Source organism: Candidatus Methanoliparum sp. LAM-1 (assembly GCF_020885915.1).
Taxonomy (GTDB): Archaea; Halobacteriota; Methanoliparia; order Methanoliparales; family Methanoliparaceae; genus Methanoliparum; species Methanoliparum thermophilum.
Map to the genome: position 1 here is coordinate 109,384 of NZ_AP025251.1, position 22,438 is coordinate 131,821.

The window sequence follows — 22,438 nt, forward strand, 5'->3', positions numbered from 1 at the left end:
TATCCAAGACTTTATATAATTTATTAGGCTATAGTAACTAATATAAATAGTTAGTAAAAAAAATACTATATTATAGCTAGATAGATCTATCAGAGATGTTAAATATTACCATTTAATTGATTATAATTCAAATATTAATAATTATTTATATAGTATAAGATATAACATAAGATTTCTTAAAATTTTGCTTTTTATCTTCTTTAAAAAATTATATATAAAGAGACGTAGTAATTATAACTGTTAATATTTTACATAAATTAGTTAAATTTATATATTGTCAATATAAGAATTCATATTATAACAATTTAACAATGTGAGGGTATTTAAATAAGATGCCATATAAAGATAGCGATCCAGTAAATAAAATATGCCAAAAGATGAGACAACTTTGTTAAAAGAGCTGAACGACAAGATTGATAATATTTTAAACGTTCTGTATTATATTCTTTTCATTATTGAAGAAAATAAACGCGAATATAAACCATTAGATGTATTCGAATTATTGAAACTGCCTGATCATATTAGAAAGACCGCTATGGCAATTAATAAACTTAAAGAGGCTACTGCAGAAGATGTTTCTTTAGAAACTGGTAGAGAGCGATCAATAGAGAGCGCTTATCTCAACCAGTTAGTCAGGTATGGATATCTCCAAAAGAGAAGGGAGGGAAGAAAAGTTATTTTTTATTTTTAGGGAGGTATATTAAAAATAAAGACCGTAACAATACATTCATATAGAGGCGAAACAGGTAAGACAAGCATTATAATTAATTTGGCAGAATATCTGGCAAGTATGGGTAAAAAAATCTGTTTAGTCGATTTTGATTTGAGATCTCCTTCGCTGTTGTCTCATTTTAGTGTTAGACCGAGGTGCTATATAAACGATTTCTTGGAAGAACGATGCAGAGATATAAACGATGTTTTAGTAGATATAGATGGATTTAGTGATAACCTGTGTCTGGCATTCGCTTCTTCTGATATCAAAGATATAAAAGAATCGATGATGACGGATAGAATCCACCAGATAAGGATACTCAACAGACTGCTCAACGGAAGAGACTCTTTAAAGGATAAGATGGATTATCTGTTGCTCGATACAGTCCAGGAATTAGATATTCTTCAACAAATGCGATCATCATCTCAGATTTTGTAATAATAGTCTTAACTACGGATAACTCAGATGTTTATGGAACTAAAAAAATGATAAACGAGATTCACGAGATTATATCTATGCCTAGGTATCTGATACTAAACAAGGTTTTTAAAGGAGATAACGAGGAAGATATAGTTAAAGAGATAGAGAGTGTGACAGGCCAGCAGATTATATCAACCATTTCATGCGATTGCGAAATAATGAAATTACGCGAGTCTCAAACATTATTCAAAAAATCCGTCACATCCTTTTTAAAAGCAGTTAAAAAGGTGGCAAACGAACTATTTTTGTGATACTTACGGATAAAAGATATGACGAAAGTTATATATACAGGCAATGATTAAGTAAGAAGCAACCCAATAAATTATTCTATTAAAGCATAGGATGAAGAAAATTTTTAAAAACAAAGATTTTCTGACTGTGTTATAAACGGGGGTAAATAAATGGCAAAATATAAAGACAAAATAGATTTATACAGTGATAGGGGAAAACTAATAGAGTCTGATGTCCCGATAGAGGCAGTAAGTCCTCTTTTAAATCCGACGATTCGGAAGATTATAAACACAACGAAACGAACGGTTGCAATAAACCTTGGCGGAATAGAGAAATCTCTTGCAAGCGGAAAACTCGGTGGTAAAGAAAAAAAAATACGAAGCAGAGCGATGAAGTACGACATCGTTGGTAATGCTGATAATATTGCTGCCAAGATAAAAGAATTAGTGCAGATAAGAGAAGACGACGATACTAATATGGAAGTTTTAAGCAATGGTAATCTATTGTTGTTACAGGTACCTTCCGTCAGGATTGAGGTAGGAGGAGAGTTTGTTGCAGGTATAACCAGTGCTGCAGCAGCTACAACACAGGCTCTCATCGAATTTTTCAATGTTGATATGTTCGATGCACCCTATGTAAAAGCAGCTGTATGGGGTTCATACCCACACACGATGACTCTTGATGGAGCTAACGTCAGTTCTATGTTAAATATTCCGCAGAACGATGAGGGTCTTGGTTATGCATTGAGAAACATAGGTGTAAACCATTATGTTGCAATTACGAAGAAAAATGCTATTAATGCTGCCGCTCTTGCCTCTCTGTTTGAACAGACTGCAATGTTCGAGATGGGTAATGCTATAGGTCCTTTTGAAAGATTCCATCTGTTAGGATTTGCATATCAAGGGTTGAATGCCAATAACCTTGTATACGATCTAGTAAAAGAGAATGGTAAAGATGGAACGACCGGCTCGGTTGTTCAGAGTGTCGTTGCCAGGGCGGTTGAAGATGGAGTAATTAAACCAGATACAAAATTACCGAGCGGATTCGTCTTCTACACAACAGATGATGTCCCATTATGGAACGCATATGCTGCAGCAGGTTTACTGGCATCTACTATGGTCAATCAAGGTGCCATGAGGGCTGCACAAGGTGTATCTTCCAACTTGATCTACTTCAACGATCTCTTAGAGAGGGCGACAGGCTTGCCTGCTTGTGATTTTGGTAGGGTAGAAGGTACAGGTGTAAGTATGAGTTTCTTCAGTCACTCGATATATGGTGGTGGTGGTCCTGGTATATTCAATGGTAACCATATAGTTACTAGACATTCTGCAGGTTTTGCAATTCCTATAGTGGCTGCAGCAATGGCTTTAGATGCAGGTACTCAGATGTTCTCTCCAGAATCAACGTCTAAGGTGATTGGTGATATATACGGAAGAATTCCTGAATTTGTTGAACCGATAAAATTCGTTGCTGAAGGGGCTAAAGAGATAAAAAAGGATATTTAAAAGGATAAATAATTACTTAATCTTGTCCAGCCATGTCAATAACTGATTTACCCAGTATTCAGATCGAAATTATTCCTCAGAGGCTTTTGGGTGCTAGTTCAGCGGAAAAAGTTCTTAACACGTTAGCCGAGTTAAAAGGGGTTAAGAGAATTGCTATTCAGGGTCCAAGACTTCCAGGAGAAGTATCATATCAGGGTGTTTCGACGGATAGAAGGGAGATACAAGTGGGCGGTATCGTATTCGAGATAAAAATTGCTCTTGGTCGAATTATGTTAGAGTTAGAGAGCGAAACCATTCTAAAAGATGTAGAAAACATTGTTAATACTGTTATACCATGTAAAGCATCTATCAGAAAAGGTAAATTTTTCAGAGATAAGATGACAGTAAGCGATTATGCAAAGTATGGTATAATCAAAGATGAACGGATTATTGGGCTTGTTGATCCTAAATCCAACGATATATACGAATTAGGAACTAAATGAGAACCCGCTTTTTGACGCATCCTGGAGAATTTGGAAGAGAGACAAAGATCGTGGTTTGTAGAGAGGGTATGGGCCTCGGAAAAGGTGGTGGAATCGCCCAAAGAGGAACGTTTGCCGAGGCAGGTAGCCCTGACATAGTTGTTGTAGCGATGTCCCCCGGTAGAAGGCATATAACTTCTCCTGTCTGTGATATTACCACCGCATTAAGGAAAGAACAGATGGATGTTAATGTCTTGGTTTTAAATTCTGGTGCTGGGGCTCCACCGGATGCTCCTGGACAGACAAGAGGTTTAGGGCCAAATTTTGGAGTAAACGAGAAAGAGATCAACCAGATAAGGTCAGCTAAGCTGGTTATACTTCATCACGGTAACATAAGAAGTCATGTTGTCTATAAAGTAAGAACCATACTACGGTATGTAGATAGGCCTGCTATCGTAATATCACAAGCTCCGGTAGATTTTGAAGATTTCGCAAAAGTTGGCGTTAAGACCGAATATGTCATGCCGAAAGAGGAAGATATCAAGACAGAAGGAACCGTTGCTGCAATCATAAGCGGAGTGATTAGAGGACAAGCCTGTCCTCAAAAAAAACTGGATGAGATTATAAGTAAGATAAATCCTTTGTTAAAGAGATATAACATTATTAAAAAAAGATTTTAGATTGAATGGAGGATTTTAAAAATGGTAGAGTATAAAAAACAATATTACCCTGGCGCGTCTGTTGTTAGTAAAAACAGACAAAAACACATGGATCCTACTAAAGAGCTTGAAAAATTGAGGGAAGTGTCTGATGAGGACGTTGTGTTGATAATGGGTCATAAGGCTCCTGGAGAGGCGTATAAAAGTGTTCATCCGCCATTAGAGGAGATAGGAGAACCTGATTGTCCTATTAGAGAATTAGTAAAACCGACTGATGGAGCAAAAGCCGGTGATCGAATAAGATACGCTCAATTTACCGACTCTATGTATTTTGCCCCATCTACGCCTTATGTTAGAGCATGGATGATGCATTATAGATACAGAGGAGTAGATGTAGGAACCTTATCAGGTAGATGGATTGTTGAGGCTAGGGAGAGAGATGTTGAGAAGATTGCAAAGGATCTATTAGAGACGGAGGTTTATGAGCCTGCTTTGTGTAGCATGAGAGGTGCAACCGTCCATGGTCATTCTCTAAGATTGCTTGAGAATGGTTTGATGTTCGATATGCTCAGAAGAACAGAGCTTGGTGATGATGGTAACGTATATTATGTTAAGAACCAAATAGGTGAGCCTTTAGATAAGAGAATATCTGTAGGAAAACCGTTATCTGAAGATGAAAGAACTAAGAGAACTACTATATACAGAAAAGATGGTTCTGAAAAAGAAACGATCGATAAAGAGGTTCTTGACTTTATACAGAGGATTCATAAATCCAGATCTATGGCAGGATTCCAACTTAATATATAAAAATAAAGAGGTGTGAATAATGGTAGAGGATAAAAAGTTTATAAAAGCATTGTCTAAGAAATTTGCAGAGGATCCAAAAGGCAGAAAAATGACAAAAGTAGGGCTGGGAATAGAACAGTCTGCACGGAAAAAAGAGTTTAAAGAATGGGGAGAAAAAATATCTAAGGAGAGAGGAATATCAGGATACGATCCGATGGCACATCTTGGTGGTATACCACTCGGGCAGCGTGTCTTGATGCCTTATAAGTTATCCACGACGGATACTTACTGTGAAGGGGATGATCTACACTTTGTAAACAATGCTGCTATGCAGCAGTTCTGGGATGATATAAGAAGGACGGTCATAGTTGGTCTCGATACGGCACACAACGTTCTCGAGAAGAGATTAGGTAAAGAGGTTACCCCAGAAACGATCAACGAGTATCTACATATAATTAATCATGCCATGCCTGGTGCTGCTGTGGTTCAAGAACATATGGTAGAAACACATCCTGGATTGGTAGATGATTGTTACGTTAAAATATTTACAGGTGATGATAATATAGCCGATGAGATAGAAGACCAGTACTTGATAGATATTAACAAATTATTCCCTGAAGATCAAGCAAAACAATTGAAAGAGGCCATTGGTAAGAGTCTCTGGCAGGCGGTTCATATACCCACGACCGTTGTTAGAACTTGTGATGGTGGTACAACGAAGAGATGGTCTGCTATGCAGATATCTATGGCAATGATCGATGCCTACAGGCTCTGTGCGGGTGAGGCTGCGGTAGCAGATTTCGCTTACGCGGCTAAACATGCTGCAGCTGTGGACTTGGCATCTATCCTTCCGTCAAGGAGGGCACGAGGACCAAACGAGCCTGGTGGATTGCAGTTTGGTATATTAGGGGATATAGTACAAACGAATAGGATTTATCCGGAAGATCCTGCAAGGGCTTCTTTAGAAGTTGTGGCAGCTGGAACGATGCTTTACGACCAGATCTGGTTAGGTTCTTACATGTCTGGTGGTGTCGGATTCACTCAGTATGCAACTGCGGCATATACGGATGATATATTGGACGATTTCACCTATTATGGTGTAGATTACATAAACAAGAAATACGGCGGAATTGGAAAAGCACCTGCGACTATGGATACAGTTTTGGATATTGCTACAGAAGTAACACTTTATGCATTAGAGCAGTATGAGGAGTACCCAACGCTCTTGGAAGATCACTTTGGAGGTTCTCAGAGAGCAGGTGTAGGCGCGGCAGGCACAGCGATCAGCTGTTCTCTTGCGACTGGACATGCACAGGCGGGTCTTAGCGGATGGTATCTCCACATGCTTCTCCACAAGGAGAAACACGGAAGGCTCGGATTCTACGGTTACGATCTGCAGGACCAGTGTGGTTCCACAAACACCTTCTCAATACGAGGAGACGAGGGTGCACCGCTTGAGCTAAGAGGACCGAACTACCCGAATTATGCAATGAACGTCGGTCATCAGGGAGAGTATGCAGGAATTTCTGCTGCTGCTCACTATGCTGTTGGAGACGCGTACGTTCTCAGTCCTATCGTGAAAGTGACATTTGCAGATCCGTCTCTCAAGTTTGATTTCAGCAAAGTTAGAGAAGAATTTGCCAGAGGAGCACTTAGAGAGTTCTATCCGGCAGGAGAGAGGAGTTTAATAATACCTGCAAGGTAAAACTCTCCTTTTTTTTATTTTTTACTCAAAACCGGTAATTATCAACCCGTAATATTACTATTTTGGAGTCGTTTTAAACGAGATTGTCTATTCCTCATCCAGGACATAAGTATGCATTAGAAAGGATCATATCTGAGGCAAGATCAAATAAGAATCTTAATAACATTCATGAGTTCTATTTGGCAGGTCCTTCTGATATAGTAGGTAGCGGTAGAGTGACACTATATTCCCCGCTTATCACAGATCTAAAAGAGATGGCAGATCTTGCTCATGAATATAAGATAGAGATCGACGTAGTTATAAACCCTTCTTGTTTTGGTGGCACGCATCTAACACCGCATGGTTATAATACCATTTTATGGTATCTGAACCAGCTTAACAATATCGGGATAGACTCAATAACCGTTGCTGAACCTTATATTATCGAATTATTAAACGATTTTTCGATGAAAACGGTTGTATCCTGCATATCCATGGTTAATTCTCCTCAACGGGCAAGATTTTTCGAGAATATGGGGGCTGATGTGATTACTCTTGATCCGGATATCAACAGAGATTTTAAGATGTTAAACGCTATAAAGAAGAGCGTCAGTTGTGATCTAAGGCTTATGGTCAATGAAGGATGCTTGTATAAATGTCCGTTTAGATATTCACATTTTAACCTGTTCTCTCATGTAACAACGGCAGGAATGAAACCTCCTATTTTTGGAGATTACTATTTTGATAAATGTATATCGATACGTGTAAGGGATCCTGAACAGATAATAAAGTCTCCTTGGATAAGACCGGAGGATATTAAGAAATATGAGGAGATCACTCCTTTTTTTAAGATAACAGGAAGAGCAAATACTGTATCGTGGATAGTTAATTGTATGAATATATACTGTAGTGGAAATTACGATGGAAATTTATTAGAGATCTTGGATTGTCCATCTGAGTTGAGAGATCTCTATTTTATAGATAATAAAAAGCTTGAAGGATGCATAGATTATTGGAGAGATTGCGATAAGTTATGTATCGATTGTAACTATTGCAAAATGGTCACTAATAGCGCATTGAAGGTTATAGATAATGAAAGAAGAGATAATAAGTGCAAGGAAGAATCTTGAAGAGACGTTAAGAAAAATTACCGGATTTTCTATTTTTGTCCCCGAAGCAAAGTTTTTTAGTATGGTATGTGGCTGTGTTGGTTTTGCCTCTGACTTAAGAGGTTTATTACTAGCCAGCGTAGAAGTCTCGAATGATAATATAAAAAATCTATTGGAGGATATTGCCAACTCTTTATCTATCAAACCTGATATCATCTATGCCAGAAAACTTCCTGGATCTGAAGAGATAGTCGGACTCACGGCACGTGAGCTCTGTTCTCGGTGTAAAAAAGAATTTTCTGGAGATAAACCGAGACCAGATATCTTTGTCATCAAGAAGGTTGAAGAAAGATAGTTAGTCATTCTATATCCGTTTCTTAATATACGAATAACTATAAAAATAAAGAAGCGACGGTCAAACATTGATTAAAAAGAGTCTTTTTAAGATGAAGATAGAACTTGTATCTCCCTATCACTATACTTATGCACCGATGCTTATTGGTGGCATACTAAAGGATGAAGGTTTTGATGTTAGCATATCTAAGGTTTTAGATAGAAAATCTGCGGATATAATCTTGTTGAGTTTGTATTCTACCTTTCACCTGATCGATGAACGTATAAAGGCATTCTTAATAGAGAATAAAGATAAAGAGATCATCGTAGGTGGCCCGATCAGCTCTTGCCCAGAGATGGTTTTAAAAGAAATACCCATAGATGCTGTCGTTATTGGAGAAGGAGAAGAGACAATATTAGAAGTTCTAAATAACGGTATATGCGATGATGTTAAAGGATTAGCATTCTTTGAAGATGGAGAGATTGTAAAGACATCTCCCAAGCCACTTTTTAATATAGACAGGCCTCTACCTCTGATACCTGATGACATAAGTAGAGAGAATATAAGAGGGGCAAATGTCTATATAGAGACGCATCGAGGATGTATTGGAAATTGCGGATTTTGTCAAGTCCCAATATATTTTGAGAGGAAGATAAGGAGCAGAAGCATCGAAAATATCTTGGATGAGGTAAAAGCGTTCAAAAAAAAAGGATGTAAAAGAGTATCAATAAGCGGTGGAACAGGAAGCTTATATGGGTTTGATAAGAAAATAAACAATTCTGCATTTATAGATCTATTACAAGGAATTTCAGATATTATGGGAAGGAAGAACGTATCTGTTCCAGATTTGAGGGTAGATTATATAAACGATGAGGTCTTGGACGCAGTAAAGAATTATACAATCGGATGGATCTTTTTCGGCATCGAATCTGGTAGCGATAGAGTACTAAAAAAGATGAGAAAGGGAATAACGGCTGAAAAATGCCTTCAAAGTGTGGAGATGGCAAAAGAATACGGGCTTAAAGTTGCAGGAAGCTTCATCGTTGGTTATCCTGGTGAAGAAGAGGAGGATTTTGAGAAGACGAAAAGTTTTATGGAAGAAGCTATGCTTCACGATTTTTTTATAAGTATAGCAGAGCCAATCCCGAAGACACCTCTTTCAAAAGAGATATTATCCATAGGTATAGATGAAAATACGGTATTTAAAAAAGATAAAGGAAAATATAAAGTTTATGGTCTAACCGAGGCAGAGGCAAGATATCTTGATCTCTCTCTCTGTGGAGAGATTAATAAGTTCTTTCCGCGAGTCGTTGATTCAAAAGCCTTCGAGGCTCATTTAAAAGAGGCAAGAAAGCAGGGTGATGAGATAAGGAAGATTACAAAACTTTTATTTAAATATAAAAGTTTTTTATAGAGATACACCCGAAATAAAAGAGATGATCTTAAACCAGAACGGCTTCTTCGATCTCTTCATTACTTACCCCTTCAGTTTCCGCTATTTTCTTATGATGCTCGAAACAAAAATCGCAACCTGTTGCAACGGCGCTTGCAATTGCTATCAGCCGTTTCGTTTTACCGAGTAATATGTCATCCTTAAATATGGTGTCGATGATATATTCAAAATTTATATTCTTCTCCCTCAAAATTTCCATAATCTTTGTTTGATCTTTTTGCACTTATCATCCCTCCATTGCTGAATGGGCATTTATCTTTTATATAAGATTATCAATTTAAGAATATAAAATGTTTAGCATCTATATAAGAAAGATATCAAGATAAAAGCTCTGGCTTTAAATTGAGATGCTTATCCTGACAGTTTTCACCATCAAAAGAATAAAGTTATATATAATATTAAAAGAGACTATCGTAAGCATGGATGAGAATGATCTTGTCAAAAAGGTTTTATCAGGAGATAAAAAGACAATTTCAAAGATTATAACACTTGTAGATAATAGGGATCCTAAAGTTTCCTATATTATAGACAGATTATACCCATATACAGGCCGATGCCAAATTATTGGGATTACTGGTCCCCCTGGTGTTGGTAAATCCACCTTGATAAACCAGATGGTAAAAGAATGGAATATAGATAAAAAGGTAGCAGTAATTGCGATAGACCCGACGAGCCCTTTTCATGGTGGTGCGATCTTAGGAGATAGGATAAGAATGCAAGATTGTTTTTTAGACGAGAATACCTTTATCAGGAGCATAGGTACGAGAGGATCGTATGGTGGATTGTCTAAATCCACTCACGAGATAACAAAGGTCTTCGATGCTGCGGGATACGACATAGTCTTGATCGAGACGGTAGGTGCAGGCCAAGTTGAAGTAGATATAGCAAGACTTGCTCATACTACTATTGTTGTAGTAGTACCTGGACTAGGTGATGTAATACAGACAATAAAAGCGGGAATGTTCGAGATTCCAGATATAGTGGTGGTTAACAAGGCAGATTTGGCCGGTGCGGATCAGCTTGTAATGGATTTAAAAACAGTATTTAACCTCTCTTCTAAAGAGTGGAAACCATTAGTAATTAAGACTGTAGCCTTAAAGAATGAGGGAGTAGTAGATCTCATAAGTGCGATAGAGAAACATTGGGTTTATCAAAAAGAGAGAGGATCTTTGTACGAGAAAGAGAGAGATAAGATTAAAGAAGAATTATTAAATCTTATAATAGATGATGTAAAAAGAAAAATATTAGAAAATATCAATAAGGATGAGATATTAGATTTATACATTAAAAAACTTGTATCAAAGGAGATTACACCGTATGTTGCCAAAGATGAGATAATAAAAAAGATTTTAAAAGATATAAATATTTAGTATTTTGATATTACGAACTCTTGTTCGTAGCTCACAAATCGAAGATTTGTGATGTTAAGACGTGCTGCTACCAACTATAGATCTTATCCCATTGACGATCTCGTCGGAAGTTGCTCCAGGTTTAAAGAGTAATTCGAACCCTATTTTTTTAAGATCAGCCTCCTCTTCTGGTGGAAAAATCCCGCCCAATACAAATTTCATCCTATCTTTCACACCTTTTTCATCTGCGGTCCTCATTAACTCCCTTCCAAGCTGTAGAGCACCACCGCACATTGAGGTTATCCCTACCACATCGACATCCTCTTGAATGGCAGACTCTATTATACTTTCAGGTCGATTGTTACCTATATAGATAACCTCCATTCCAGCATCTCTGAGGATACTTGCTACGGTGATAATCCCTCTAGAATGCGTTTCAAGACTATAAGCAGATAATAATACCTTAATCTTCTTTTCATTCATTTTTGACCCTCCTATAAAACTAATGGTTGTTTCCATAGACCAAATGCTTCTGTAAACTTTTTTCTCATCTCTCCTTCTGTAGCACCAGCTCTTGCAGCCGCAAGCGTTTTGTAAGTTACATTCTCTCCAGATCTGCATGCATCCACAATCTCATCAAGACAGCTCTCTACTTTATCGTTATCCCTTTCTGCTCTCCATTTTTTTAATTTCTTAATCTGATTCTCTCTTATCTCTTCGGATACCTCTTGGCATTTGATTGGAGGCTCCTTTACATCCGGCTGTCTATAATAATTATATCCTACGACCTTGATCGTACCATCATCGATCTTTCTACGCTCCTCCTCTATAAATCTCGAAATTCTATTATGGATCCATCCGCTCTCGATAATCTTGACATAACCACCTTGTTTTTCAATTTCCTCTATCTCTTCTAGTATCTTTTCCTCCATAATATCCGTTAAGTTCTCTATATAGAACGATCCTGCCATGGGATCTACAACTTGTGTAACACCCGTCTCTACATCAATAATCTGCTGAGTTCTTAGTGATAGTAACGAATCTTCTTCCAAAGGTACAGAATAAGCCTCAGTATATGAATCTACATGTAAAGATTGGCAACCTCCTAAAATCGCTGCCAAAGCCTGATATGCAGCTCTTATAACGTTATTATAAGGCTCTATACGTTGCAATGAGATGCCAGATGTCTGTACATGGCATCTCTCTAACTGAGATCTCGATTGTTTTGAATCAAATTTATATTTCATTATTTTGTACCATAGTCTCCTTGCAGCACGTAATCTTGCTATTTCTTCAAAAAAATCGTTTCCTACGCTCCAAAAGAATGCTATTCTTTCTGATATCCAATCAGGATCGTATCCTCTCTTTTGCATCTCCTCGATAATTGCTATGCCATTAGCAAAAGCAACAGCCATCTCTGTAATGCTTGATGTTCCATATTCGCGCAGATTATATCCATTCAAGGTAATATAATTCCATCTAGGTACTTCGTTTCTTATAAACTCTATATTATCACACTGTACTCTAAAAGCATCGGCAGGAGGTATATATTCCGGTGCCCGTCTAACGATACATTCCATTGTGACATCGTTCTGCACACTTCCTGGTAGTTTTTTCCAATCATATCCTCTTCTTTCTGCCATTACTAAAAACATAGGAAATATAATAGCGGTGTTTCTAGGATAATGGGTAACGATAGAAGAGCTGATCTCATCGATCGGGATACCATCGTAGATTGTCTCCATATCCTGGACACAATCAATCGGTACACCAACCGTCCCTACTTGGCCTATCGATTCAGGCTCATCCGAATCGAACATCTGAACTGTAGGCAGATCCAATGCCAGATTAGTTCCGGTTGCGCCAGATTCTAACAGAAATTTTAACCTTTTATTGACATCTTCTGGAGATCCTGCCCCAGAGAGTTGCCGCATCGTGAATACTCTTCCCCTGTACATGTTAGGATAACAACCACGTGTGAATGGTTCGTCCCCAGAAAATCCTATATCATCTATATAATCCAAATTTGCCACATCTAAAGGAGTATATAACAGTTTTCTAGGAATTTCTGATCCTAATATTGTTTGTGGTACTATCTCCCATGTTTTTCTATCTTTTTCGCTTACTTTTGTATTTTTCCACGTCTCGAATTTTTTATCAATTTTTTTTATCGTCTCTTGATCATACAAAGGGGTCTTTCCTTCTCTAATTTTTTCTTTCAAAATCTCTTTTGTCGTCTTTTTTTTATCCATTTTTACTCCCTTCTTTTTATCAAAATTTAAAATCTAAAAATTATAAACATTCGTTTGTGATGTTACAAATCTTCGATTTGTAGCTTACAAGCCTTGGCTTGTAATGTATCTATCCTTTGCTATCAAAGCAGCACCCAAAGCTCCGGTTATAAGTGGTTCCGGAGGAACGTAGACGACATGGCCTATCTTTTCTTCCAAAGACTTTACAACACCAATATTTTTAGCTACACCACCGGTCATGACTACCTCATCCTCAATACCTGTACATCTAGTCAATGCACTCACCTTTGTAGCAATAGCATCATGTATTCCTGCTATTATATCTTCTCTATTTACCTCAGACGCAATCATAGAAATTACTTCAGTCTCAGCAAAAACGGTACAAGTACTGCTAATAGTGGCTTTATTCTTGGATCTCATCGACAATAAACCTAAATCATCCACAGATACTCCTATAGCGTTGCTCATCACTTCTAAAAACCTACCACTTCCTGCAGCACATTTATCGTTCATCACAAAAGTGGACACTCTACCATCTATATCCAATCTTATCGCTTTTGAGTCCTGTCCACCGATATCTATAACTGTATGACAGTTTGGAAATATTTTATGCACACCTTTGGCATGACAGGTAATCTCTGTCACTTTATCGTCTGCAAAAAAGGCTAAAGCAACATTCCTACCATAACCAGTCGCAACGATATATTTGACCCGATCTTTTCTGATATTTTGGTCTTTTAGAACGGATTCATATAGGTTAGAGATCGTCTTTCTTATCTCAAACCCACTCTTAGAAGATTTATAATAGACGATATCTTCGTTTTCATCTATTAATACAATCTTGCTCATGCAAGACCCAATATCTAATCCACAAAAGTACATCTAATCTACTTACCTCAATGATTCTATAAATGCATCAAATTGAGTCTTCATTCTTTCAGGTGGCATTGCTCTTGAATCACATTGTGGTGCCTCAACGATCAGACTAGGTATTCCCAACTCTTCATACAAAGCCTTTTTGATAGGTCTCATCACGCCACTGACTATCCTGCATCCTGTATTCTCAAATAAAATCGCTCCATCCAAATCGGCATCTTTTGCCTTTTTAATCAAAGCATCTAACATTAGTTCATGCTCTACATTACAGAAAGTACTTACCCTTCTTGCCAAACTTTCGAAAGGTTTAGTAGAATCATGCAAAACAGCTGAACAGTGCGCATAAGGGTTTAACGGAAAAGTAGCTCCTGATTCTTCTAGATAATTATACAAAGATAGAGTATGCCAGGGCATGATCCCATGGGTCATTAATCTAAACTTTTCCTCTGGTACAACCCCCTCTTTTTTATTTACTCTTTCTTTTATCAATTCATAACAGTTCTTAACATAATCCAATCCATATTTGCTCCCGTGAACAAAAAATCCGATGAAAGGATAATTTGCTAAATCTATTTGGCTTCCTGGAGTAGGTTTGGACATAAATAGTTTAAATATTTCTATAAAATATCTTGATGTCTCTTCTGATACCTTCATTACAGATTTAAACTTATCATCATCGAAATCCTCACCTGTCACTTCTTCTAAAAAAGTAACAAAATCTCTGAGTACTTGGATAGTATATTCAAGAAGATCTTTATCCATCCATTCTGTTATTTTTGTTATATCATCAAACGATCCAATATCTTCTTTTCTTATGTAAGGAAAAGCCAAGCTATATCTTTTAACTCCATACATTCTTGCATGGATCTCTGCCATATCTCTATGACCGAAACATATAGAATGATGATCTACTGTAAAATCTGGTCTTGGCATTAATGGCTTTGTTGCCAATTCAGGTTTATCTATTGCCGCAATAGAACATTTAAAATAATCGCAAAGAAAAGGACCGTAACCCATGCTGTAATAATCGTCTATCATCCTTGGGCTATCGCCTCTCGATGCACAATACGCCGAATATTGTTCCGGAAAGATATTTACTATATCAAAGACGTAATTCAGTTCTGAGGGATGATAGCCAAAAAACCAGCCACAAGGCCTTTTTTTTTCTATAAGCTCATTCTGCCTCTCCAGATGCTTCTTATACGTTGGACCAAAGAGTTTTCCAAACCCTAAAAGATTAACCTTCTGTTTCTGCATCTTTATCAACCTTTAAGAGAGCGATTCCAGGAAAGCCTCTATCTTGGTTCTGTATTGTTCTTTCGCGAGAGGAAAATCTATCTCTAAATATAATACAGGTTTTATCTTTGCCAACTCTTTTCTTAACTCCACCTGCGAGAATGCACATAATTCACAACCTTTATCGCCTATAATGACTATACCATCCGGATTTAAAGTCTTTAATCGTTCGTTTATGTACGATAATCTCTCATCGATAGCAAGACTTTTTTGCCTACTGCAAGTGCCACAAGTGGGTTTTAACAAATATTCCTCTGCAATTGCCTCAATAGGATTTGAAATGGTTTCATTTATCTCAAAATCAAAATTTCTAGATCCGTTACAAAGATCATCGAAAACGATTGTAAAACCGCAATTCTCTATCATTTCAAAGACTAAAGGATCGTAGATAGGAATTCCAGTAACGTAAAGTCTTGGTTTGTCAGGTAATCCTTCTTCATCGGATAATTTATTTATATATTCCTCTATTTTATCGTTGAACTCTTCTTTAAGCATAGAACAACCAGCAAGATTTATCTTTAAGACATCGGATCCAGAAATCTTTGGCGGTGTATAAAACCTATACTTATAGAGTTCTTTGAGTAGAGATCTATATCTGTTATAAACCTCTATAGAGTCTTTCAGATCTTTATCGGTTATATCAACAGAATAATGATCTTCTAAAGACCTTTTAAACTTCTCCAATACTTTTGTAAAGAAATTCTTAGATGTCCCGTCTACTGAAAAAGGAAACTGCAGCATGTATGAGTATTCTACTTTTATATTCTTCTTCCATATCGAATACATCAACTGATTCGTATCGTCGGATGTCAGGAAAACAAAACCGTCTAAAAAGTCATAATTACCAATTAATCCTTCTTCAAAGGTTCTTTTACTATAATAGCATAGCCAATTTGGTATATAAGAATAAGCATTCATTATATCAACAGTTTCTCCAAATAAACGGACAGGAACAAGTCCAGCAGCATGGATAATCTCTTCTGGAGTATAACTACAAAAAGTCCCTATAATCCTCTTACCCCTCTGTATATACTCTCTTATCCTTCCTGAATCGCAAAACTCTTCTATCATATTATCTCCCTTTAAAATTGGCTTTTCTCTTTTCTAAGAATGCAGATATTCCCTCCTTAGCATCTTCTGACATGATAGATAGCAAAAACTCGTCCGTCTCAAATGACAACCCCTCTGCCAAAGGCATCTCTACCCCCTTATTAACAGAATCTATTACGCAACCAACCGCTATCGGTGGTTTAGAAGCCAATTTTTCGGCTAATTTCATGACTTCTTCATCCAATTTATCTGCAGGTACAACCTTATCGGCCAGTCCAACGATCTTAGCCTCGTCAGCATTGATCATATCCCCTGTTAGATTCATTAATTTTGCAAAACCTTTTCCAACAAGCCTGGGTAACCGCTGTGTTCCACCCCATCCGGGAATTATACCTAAATTGATCTCTGGTTGCCCAAACTTTGCCTTATCCGATGCTATCCTGATGTCGCACGCCATAGATATCTCACAACCTCCACCAAGAGCAAATCCGTTTATACCTGCTATAAAAGGTTTTCTTATCTTCTCAATCTTTGTTAGAACATTCTTTCCTTTATCGATTACTCTCTTAATCTCCAGATAATTTCTCTCTTTGAACATAGTTATATCGGCTCCGGCAGCAAATGCTCTGCCTGATCCTGTAATTACTACTACTTTTATATCATCAGATTTTTCAATATCATCTGTTATTTCATCTAACTCCGCGATCATCTTCTCATTTATAGCATTCAGAACATCGGGCCTATTCAATGTAACCTTTGCAATAGGCGGTTTCTTCTCATATATTATCGTATCATATACCATTTTTATCACTCTGAATAATCATAGAAGCCTTTATTAGACTTTCTTCCAAGCCAACCAACTTCTTTCATTCTTTTCAATAGTGGTGTAGGTTTATATCTCTCCCATCCGGTCTCTTGATAGATTGATTCTAACATATCATGGACGATATCTACACCTATCAAATCTATCAGTTGGAATGGACCCATCGGCCAATTGAACGATAATCTTACCATTTTATCGATATCCTCTATGGTAGATAATCCAGCCTCATATAACTTTACTGCCTCATTAACAAAGATTGTCATAATCCTGTTAGATATAAAACCTGGTGAATCTTTAACGACGACAGATTCTTTACCGATAGAATTTACAAATTTTAAAGATATATTTAAAGTATCTTCAGATGTTACCAAAGATTTGATAACCTCAACACCCCTCATCAAAGGTACAGGATTCATAAAATGAATCCCTATAACCTTATCCTGCCTTCTGGTCACAGAGCCTAAGAGAGATATCGGTATTGTCGATGTATTACTGGCAAGAATGGTATGTTCTGGGCATATTTTATCCAAATCAGAAAAAATATCTTTTTTAATATCAATAATCTCTGAAGCCGCCTCTATAACTAAATCGGCATCTTTTGCCCCCTCTTCTCTGCTTGTACTTAGTTTTATTCGTCCAACCGTCTCATCCATCATCTCTTTTGTGATCTTTCCTTTCTCAACAAACTTAGATAAACTTTTTTTTATGTTTTCCAATCCTCTTTTGAGAATATCATCTGAAATATCAATAACGTTTGTTTCATAACCAGATTGTGCACAAACCTGAGCTATACCACTACCCATTACCCCTGCACCTATAACACAGACTTTTTTAATATCCATTATACCTTACCTTTAAATCTCGATTCTAAAATGTAAAAAGATCGATACCACCACCTACTACGATTGCATCTCCTGTAACATAACTTGCCTCATCAGATGCTAAGAAGGCAAGCACATTGCTCAGCTCTTTTGGATCTCCCGGCCTACGCATAGCCGTTCTTTTTATGATTCGCTCTCTAAATGGCTCAGCAACATCATAAAAACTGCTATCTTCTCTTCCTCTTCCACCAAAAACTCCTAAAACTAAGGCATTGCAAGTTATATTGTATCGTGCTCCTTCTAGAGCAACAGTCTTGGTCAGACCGATGAGTCCTGCTTTGGTTGTAGCATAACTACACTGCCCGCTACCACCCATGGTTCCGGTAACCGATGAGATATTGATTATTCTACCCCAGTTATTCTTCTTCATATCTGGAATCACTGCTTTAATGCAGTTGAAAGCTCCTGTAAGATTCACACGTAAATCTTGATCCCAATCTTCTTTTGCTGTCTTTTCTATCAGAGTAGCCCGTACTATACCAGAAGCAGCATTATTTACCAAGATATCTACCGAACCTAACTCTTTTTTGATCTTTTCTACTCCTTCATTGACTTCATCCTCGTTAGATACATCCACCTTGATCGCCAGGGCTTTTCTACCCAACGCTCTTATCTCGTTAGCCACGGATTCTGCCTTATCTATATTCCTATTACCAGTTACAGCAACATCAGCACCATTTTGGGCCAATGTTAAGGCATGTACCCGGCCGAGTCCTCCAGAACCACCAGTAACCAATGCCACTCTTTTTTGTAAAGACATTTTAACCTCTCCATAATTTAAATCGGTTTAAACAATGGTACAACCCTCTCACCTGCCGAGTATTTGTCAGCAGGAAGAACGACGTGTCCTACCTTCACCTTTTTCCCGATCAGTTCTTGAGATCTCTCATACTTCACCGTGGCCTTCTCCGCATCATAATCGAGCCTCCCCATGATCGTTGGTCCCTCATCCAATTTCACCATACAGACGATATAATGTGGCTCGAATCCTTCCGGAGGTACGTCTATGAGTGTAAACGTCAATATCTCCCCTCTTCCGCTCAGTTCAGTTTTCTCCAGATCTCTGGAACCACACCACTGACAAGTAGGCAAAGGAGGGCACGTTATCTGTCCACATTCCTTGCATCTCAATCCGAGAAGCTTGTCCTCTTTCAACCCATCATAAAAATCCTTTGCCGTCAAGACATAATATTCCTTCATCCTTCATTCACCTCCTCGATCTCCCAAGTATAAGATGAGCCAGTGTGTTGAATCCTCCACCAAGCGTATCCGTCATTCCAATCTCTGGCACTGGATCGACCTGGTTTCCTTTTGGTGCCTTCCCTTTCATTTCCTCGACAATCGTATGGACCTGAGACGCACCCGTAGCTCCTATAGGATGTCCTTTTCCTATGAGTCCGCCGTCAGGATTTATGACGGGTCTCCCCCCAATATCTGTCTGACCAGACTCCACCGCATCTGCCCCCTTACCCCAATCAAAGAATCCAATAGCCTCGCTTGCTATGATCTCTGCAGAAGTAAAACAATCATGAATCTCTACTATGTCTATATCTTTTGGTCCTAATCCAGCCTGTTTAAAAGCGTTTCTCGCCGAAAAAACACGGGATGCTGGTTTAGTAATATCTGCTTGTGAACCTAGATGACCAGCGGATCCCTGTCCTACACCCAAAATGTAAATCGGTTCATCTGTATATCTCCTCGCGATATCTGCGGATGCAATGATCGTTGCGGCTCCACCATCGGAGAAGGGACAACAATCCAAAAGCGTTAGAGGATCACATGCCATCCTCGCATTCATCACGTCTTCAACCTTTAAATTTCCCATCTTCTGATAGAACTGTGCCAGAGGATTCAACGCGCCATGCTTGTGATTCTTTATCGATACATGAGCCATCTTTTCCCTGAGCTTATCCAGTGGTATATCATAGATCTTTGAGTAACGCCTCGCAGCCATCGCGAAGACACCAGGAAAAGTTATTCCAACGTTTCCTTCGTATTTACAATCGTTCGCCATTGCAAACGTCCTTGTTGCGAACGGTGTCCCCATTGAGAGGGCCTTCTCAGTTCCTCCGGCCAGGACGATATCATAGTATCCGGATGCGACCCATATGTATGCATCTCTTATCGCTACAGTGGCAGAACAGCACGCCCCTTCAAACCTTGTTGATGGTATGTTACCTAGATGTAAAGATCCGACTAAATGGCCACCTATGTTGACCTGCCCCTCCTCAAAATCAGGAAAGACGGTACCCACAAAAACCGCTTCTATATCTTTCTGATCCACGTTTGCCTCTTCCATCGCCTCCAGCGCCGCATCACAGAAGAGTTCGGTATTACTTTTTTCTAATTTTCCAAATCTTGTCTGGGCCGACCCAATTATTGCAACATCTCTCATTTAATTATCCTCTTTAATAACAATAGTTTAATGCTATAAATAGATATTGGTTTTATTAAAATTTTTTGTTTATTATTTACAAAATTAATATACAATCTAATCTACTAATTTCTAAATTATTCCAATTGCGGCATCTTCGTTTGATAGTATTTAAGAGATGTGGAGCTCTTTACCAGCTTTTCATTATTCTACACTCTTCTCAATCTCTATCTCTTATATTGCATCCTTTCCCGATAATATGATCTTCTTGGCTCTAAAATAATTTTTCGGAGGAAGAAGAAAGATATCAAGATAAAAGCTCTGGCTTTAACATCTATTTATTGAAGTGCTTATCTTGATAGTTTTGCAGGTATTATAAAAAAGATTATATAAGATAAAAATAAAAAATTTATCAAAGAAAAAATTTATAAAATTAATAGAAAAATCTTGGAGATACCTGTTTGAATGAATATATCATTTGAAGTCGTTCTTTTTCCTATCTTGCTATTTTTATCAGGTTTTTTTTCATCATCAGAGGTAGCTATCTTATCTATAAGTGAAGCAAGGGTCAGAAGTTTAGTTGATTCCAAAGTTTCGGGATCTAAATCGTTAAAAAAGCTTAAAGATGCTGAAGAGAATACTATAATAACAATACTAATAGGTAACAATTTGGTGAATGTTGCAGCATCTGCTATCGCTACCTCTATAGCTATAAAGATATTTGGAAGCAAAGGTATTGGTATTGCTACAGGAATTGTTGTCTTGTTACTTTTAATATTTGGTGAGGTGATACCAAAATTTTTTGCGACTAAAAATAGTGAAAGAGTTGCATTGGCAGTGTCTAGGTATCTATACGTTATATCTTTAATTTTAGCTCCATTTGTTTATCTTCTTTCATTAATATCGCATGGTATATTTAAGATAAGTAATTTTGAAGAAGAGTCTGCCATCTCTGAAGAAGAATTAAAAGAATGGATAAATATAGGAAGAGAGGAGGGTGCCATAGAAGGGGTAGAGAAAGAGATTATGGATAACGTCTTTAAGTTTGCAGATTTTATGGCTAAGGATGTAATGACAAAAAAAGAGAAGATAGTAAGCATAGATGTAAATTCTCCGATAGAGAATGTATTAAAATGTATTATTAAATCGGGACATTCGAGAATATTACTTTACGAGGGTGACATTAATAATATAGTAGGAGTCATCCATGCAAAAGATTTGCTTCCTTTTTTATACGCAAGAGAAGATGTAATCTTGAAAGATATAATGAGAAAACCCTACTTTGTATCCGAAAAAAGGAAAGTTTCGAAGATTCTTACAGATTTAAGAGGCGGAACACAGATAGCAATTGTTCTCAACAGTAAAAGAGAAGTAGTAGGTGTATTAACAACAGAAGATATATTGGAAGAAATTGTTGGAGAGATAGAGGATGAATTTGACCTATCACGAGATAGATAGAATGTGGACAAGTTGGAAACATATAACAAAACTCGATCCTGACAAAAAAAACACTAAAAAAATTATAAAAACCGTGATAAACAGTGGAACAGATGCTATTATGATCTCCGGTACGCTTGGAGTTAATAAAGAGAATGCGTTAAGATTATATAACATGATTAAAGATTATGATATCCCAAAGATACAAGAGCCGTCGTCACCATATTGCATCCTTGATGACGTTGACTATATCTTTGTCCCATCCGTCTTAAATTCTATAGATGCAAAATGGATATGTAGTTATCATAAAGATTGGATCAGAAATCAAAATTTTGATATGCAATGGGATAAGATAATACCCGAGGCATATATCGTTTTAAACCAAAATTCTGCCGTATGCAGATTGACAAGGGCAATATATGATCTTGATATCAAGGATATAGTCGCGTATTCCATGATGGCTGAACGATTTTTTAAGTTTCCAATAATTTACATCGAATATAGTGGCAGTTACGGCAATAAAGAGGTTGTAAAAACAGTTAAAGAGTCTATTAAAGATGCAAAATTATTTTACGGCGGTGGGATAAATAATAAAGAGAGGGCAAACGAGATGAGAAAATATGCAACAATAGTCGTTGGAAACGTTGTTTATGAAGATCTAGATGCTTATTTAAGCACGATTTGAT

The 22,438-nt window shown here is 37.4% G+C and carries 25 protein-coding genes; 14 read left to right on the top strand and 11 right to left on the bottom strand.

The window, feature by feature from the left end; translation table 11 throughout:
- Positions 1 to 367: 367 nt before the first annotated feature.
- The 11 genes from LPC15_RS00635 to LPC15_RS00685 all read left to right on the top strand — a co-directional run bounded on the left by LPC15_RS00635 (position 368) and on the right by LPC15_RS00685 (position 9,375).
- A complete protein-coding gene (locus LPC15_RS00635; RefSeq protein WP_229234782.1) occupies positions 368 to 691 on the top strand; it encodes a hypothetical protein in 324 nt (107 codons plus the stop codon).
- Positions 692 to 721: 30 nt separating this feature from the next.
- Positions 722 to 1,150, top strand: coding sequence for a tyrosine-protein kinase family protein (locus LPC15_RS00640; RefSeq protein WP_267496983.1), 429 nt, complete (start codon positions 722 to 724; stop codon positions 1,148 to 1,150).
- Between the two features lie 47 nt (positions 1,151 to 1,197).
- Positions 1,198 to 1,443 (top strand): hypothetical protein, encoded by a 246-nt coding sequence (locus LPC15_RS00645; protein WP_229234784.1) that lies wholly within the window; start codon positions 1,198 to 1,200, stop codon positions 1,441 to 1,443.
- 150 nt (positions 1,444 to 1,593) lie between these two features.
- On the top strand, positions 1,594 to 2,928 hold the full coding sequence (mcrB, locus tag LPC15_RS00650; RefSeq protein ID WP_229234785.1) for a coenzyme-B sulfoethylthiotransferase subunit beta: 1,335 nt from the start codon (positions 1,594 to 1,596) through the stop codon (positions 2,926 to 2,928).
- A 32-nt stretch (positions 2,929 to 2,960) separates the two neighbouring features.
- Positions 2,961 to 3,410: a methyl-coenzyme M reductase operon protein D gene (gene mcrD, locus LPC15_RS00655; protein ID WP_229234786.1), complete on the top strand. Its 450-nt coding sequence runs from the start codon at positions 2,961 to 2,963 to the stop codon at positions 3,408 to 3,410.
- Positions 3,407 to 4,069: a methyl-coenzyme M reductase I operon protein C gene (gene mcrC, locus LPC15_RS00660; protein ID WP_229234787.1), complete on the top strand. Its 663-nt coding sequence runs from the start codon at positions 3,407 to 3,409 to the stop codon at positions 4,067 to 4,069. Before mcrD ends, mcrC begins: the two co-directional genes overlap by 4 nt.
- 21 nt (positions 4,070 to 4,090) lie before the next feature.
- Positions 4,091 to 4,855, top strand: coding sequence for a coenzyme-B sulfoethylthiotransferase subunit gamma (gene mcrG, locus LPC15_RS00665; protein ID WP_229234788.1), 765 nt, complete (start codon positions 4,091 to 4,093; stop codon positions 4,853 to 4,855).
- A gap of 19 nt (positions 4,856 to 4,874) precedes the next feature.
- Positions 4,875 to 6,539: a coenzyme-B sulfoethylthiotransferase subunit alpha gene (gene mcrA, locus LPC15_RS00670; protein ID WP_229234789.1), complete on the top strand. Its 1,665-nt coding sequence runs from the start codon at positions 4,875 to 4,877 to the stop codon at positions 6,537 to 6,539.
- 83 nt (positions 6,540 to 6,622) lie between these two features.
- Complete coding sequence (locus LPC15_RS00675) at positions 6,623 to 7,648, top strand: peptidase U32 family protein (RefSeq protein WP_229234790.1); 1,026 nt, start codon at positions 6,623 to 6,625, stop codon at positions 7,646 to 7,648.
- Positions 7,611 to 7,982 (top strand): DUF5402 family protein, encoded by a 372-nt coding sequence (locus LPC15_RS00680; protein WP_229234791.1) that lies wholly within the window; start codon positions 7,611 to 7,613, stop codon positions 7,980 to 7,982. Before LPC15_RS00675 ends, LPC15_RS00680 begins: the two co-directional genes overlap by 38 nt.
- A 91-nt stretch (positions 7,983 to 8,073) precedes the next feature.
- A complete protein-coding gene (locus LPC15_RS00685; RefSeq protein WP_229234792.1) occupies positions 8,074 to 9,375 on the top strand; it encodes a methyl-coenzyme M reductase glutamine C-methyltransferase in 1,302 nt (433 codons plus the stop codon).
- A gap of 28 nt (positions 9,376 to 9,403) precedes the next feature.
- Here the strand turns inward: LPC15_RS00685 and LPC15_RS00690 are convergent, their stop codons facing one another.
- Positions 9,404 to 9,637, bottom strand: coding sequence for a carboxymuconolactone decarboxylase family protein (locus tag LPC15_RS00690; RefSeq protein ID WP_229234793.1), 234 nt, complete (start codon positions 9,635 to 9,637; stop codon positions 9,404 to 9,406).
- Positions 9,638 to 9,833: 196 nt separating this feature from the next.
- Here LPC15_RS00690 and meaB point away from each other — a divergent pair, with 196 nt between their 5' ends.
- Positions 9,834 to 10,784, top strand: a complete 951-nt coding sequence (gene meaB, locus LPC15_RS00695) for a methylmalonyl Co-A mutase-associated GTPase MeaB (protein ID WP_229234794.1) — start codon at positions 9,834 to 9,836, stop codon at positions 10,782 to 10,784.
- A gap of 54 nt (positions 10,785 to 10,838) precedes the next feature.
- On the opposite strand, the gene LPC15_RS00700 is transcribed toward meaB, so the two are convergent.
- The 10 genes from LPC15_RS00700 to LPC15_RS00745 form a co-directional block, all read right to left on the bottom strand.
- A complete protein-coding gene (locus tag LPC15_RS00700; protein ID WP_229234795.1) occupies positions 10,839 to 11,246 on the bottom strand; it encodes a cobalamin B12-binding domain-containing protein in 408 nt (135 codons plus the stop codon).
- 11 nt (positions 11,247 to 11,257) lie between these two features.
- Positions 11,258 to 13,015 carry a methylmalonyl-CoA mutase family protein gene (locus LPC15_RS00705; RefSeq protein WP_229234796.1) on the bottom strand — a complete coding sequence of 586 codons (1,758 nt, stop codon included), beginning with the start codon at positions 13,013 to 13,015 and terminating at the stop codon, positions 11,258 to 11,260.
- An 84-nt stretch (positions 13,016 to 13,099) separates the two neighbouring features.
- Positions 13,100 to 13,897 (bottom strand): acyl-CoA dehydratase activase, encoded by a 798-nt coding sequence (locus LPC15_RS00710; protein WP_267496947.1) that lies wholly within the window; start codon positions 13,895 to 13,897, stop codon positions 13,100 to 13,102.
- Positions 13,898 to 13,906: 9 nt separating this feature from the next.
- On the bottom strand, positions 13,907 to 15,148 hold the full coding sequence (locus LPC15_RS00715; protein ID WP_229234798.1) for a 2-hydroxyacyl-CoA dehydratase subunit D: 1,242 nt from the start codon (positions 15,146 to 15,148) through the stop codon (positions 13,907 to 13,909).
- Between the two features lie 12 nt (positions 15,149 to 15,160).
- Positions 15,161 to 16,258 (bottom strand): 2-hydroxyacyl-CoA dehydratase subunit D, encoded by a 1,098-nt coding sequence (locus LPC15_RS00720; protein WP_229234799.1) that lies wholly within the window; start codon positions 16,256 to 16,258, stop codon positions 15,161 to 15,163.
- A 1-nt stretch (position 16,259) separates the two neighbouring features.
- A complete protein-coding gene (locus tag LPC15_RS00725; RefSeq protein ID WP_229234800.1) occupies positions 16,260 to 17,039 on the bottom strand; it encodes an enoyl-CoA hydratase/isomerase family protein in 780 nt (259 codons plus the stop codon).
- Between the two features lie 5 nt (positions 17,040 to 17,044).
- Positions 17,045 to 17,896 (bottom strand): 3-hydroxyacyl-CoA dehydrogenase family protein, encoded by an 852-nt coding sequence (locus LPC15_RS00730; RefSeq protein ID WP_420709520.1) that lies wholly within the window; start codon positions 17,894 to 17,896, stop codon positions 17,045 to 17,047.
- A 31-nt stretch (positions 17,897 to 17,927) separates the two neighbouring features.
- Positions 17,928 to 18,701 carry a 3-oxoacyl-ACP reductase family protein gene (locus LPC15_RS00735; protein WP_229234802.1) on the bottom strand — a complete coding sequence of 258 codons (774 nt, stop codon included), beginning with the start codon at positions 18,699 to 18,701 and terminating at the stop codon, positions 17,928 to 17,930.
- A gap of 17 nt (positions 18,702 to 18,718) precedes the next feature.
- Complete coding sequence (locus tag LPC15_RS00740; protein WP_267496948.1) at positions 18,719 to 19,141, bottom strand: Zn-ribbon domain-containing OB-fold protein; 423 nt, start codon at positions 19,139 to 19,141, stop codon at positions 18,719 to 18,721.
- 7 nt (positions 19,142 to 19,148) lie between these two features.
- The gene (locus LPC15_RS00745) at positions 19,149 to 20,336 is read right to left on the bottom strand and encodes a thiolase C-terminal domain-containing protein (protein ID WP_229234804.1); all 1,188 of its coding nucleotides are present in this window, start codon (positions 20,334 to 20,336) and stop codon (positions 19,149 to 19,151) included.
- Positions 20,337 to 20,780: 444 nt separating this feature from the next.
- Between LPC15_RS00745 and LPC15_RS00750 the strand changes: the two genes are divergently transcribed.
- Together LPC15_RS00750 and LPC15_RS00755 are read left to right on the top strand one after the other, a co-directional pair.
- Positions 20,781 to 21,773, top strand: coding sequence for a hemolysin family protein (locus LPC15_RS00750; protein WP_229234805.1), 993 nt, complete (start codon positions 20,781 to 20,783; stop codon positions 21,771 to 21,773).
- A complete protein-coding gene (locus LPC15_RS00755) occupies positions 21,745 to 22,437 on the top strand; it encodes a heptaprenylglyceryl phosphate synthase (protein WP_229234806.1) in 693 nt (230 codons plus the stop codon). Before LPC15_RS00750 ends, LPC15_RS00755 begins: the two co-directional genes overlap by 29 nt.
- The last annotated feature ends 1 nt before the right edge of the window (position 22,438 follow it).